The organism is Duodenibacillus massiliensis, assembly GCF_900128485.1.
Lineage (GTDB): Bacteria > Pseudomonadota > Gammaproteobacteria > Burkholderiales > Burkholderiaceae_F > Duodenibacillus > Duodenibacillus massiliensis.
The window spans coordinates 1-840 of the sequence record NZ_LT635852.1; the positions used below are offsets into that span (position 1 = coordinate 1).

An 840-nucleotide genomic window follows, 5' to 3' on the forward strand; every position below is an offset into this window, starting at 1 on the left:
GCGTCGAGGACGCCAGCAATGCAGAAAGCGTCCGCGCAATGCGTCTTCGGCAAGCCCGCGACGATGCGCTTGTGTTTGGTCAGATACCCGTAGGTATTCGTGACAGGCAATTCGGGATGGCGCTCGCGCAGGCGGTTGAGCACCGTCCAACGCATGATGCCCATAAAAGTCTCTGCCCTGAAAGAAGCGCCGCGCCGGGGACTGAACTGCTTCAACTTGCCTGCGTGATACGCCTTGTGGCACGCCTCGCAGAGCGTAATGAGGTTGCCCGGCGCGTCGCCTCCCGTTTTCCGACTCTCAATGTGATGCACGTTGAGAATCAGATCTTTCGATCTGCCTTTGCAGGCTTGGCAAACGTGACCATCGCGGAACAGCACATATTCGCGCACGTTCCAAAAGCCAAGCTGCTCGCCCTGCTGATAGCCTTCGCCTTCAATCTCCGGGTTTTTGATCTTCTGCATATCGAACGCCGCCGTTTCTACGGTAACGGAGGTGACGGGCAGAAGACGCAAAACAGCCTCGATGCGCGAAAGATGGGCACGGATGCGGTTTTCAACGGACGGCGCAAGCCAACCCTTGTGCTTTGATCGAATGCGATTATCAAAACGCGGCGCACGGCAGCGGGTCTTGCGGTTGCGTCGGGCGCGGCGAAGTGCCAAGCGATTCGAGAGCAAGTCCGTCACGTCCTGCCGCAGTTCGACCTCGGAAGCCAACAACTCTTCCTTGGCGGTCGTTGCGCTCAGGCCGACGTGCTTGTAGCCCGCATCCACACCCAAGGTGATCGGCTGCTTGGTTTCGCCCGTCGGCACCGTCAGTTGAATCACAAAGGGCGTTCGGCGC

The 840-nt window shown here is 59.0% G+C and carries 1 protein-coding gene; it reads right to left on the bottom strand.

The genetic code is table 11. The annotated features are described in order from the left end of the window. Nucleotides 1-840, bottom strand: an 840-nt coding sequence (gene iscB / locus BQ7486_RS00640) for an RNA-guided endonuclease IscB (protein ID WP_074008586.1), incomplete at both ends; no start/stop codon positions are given.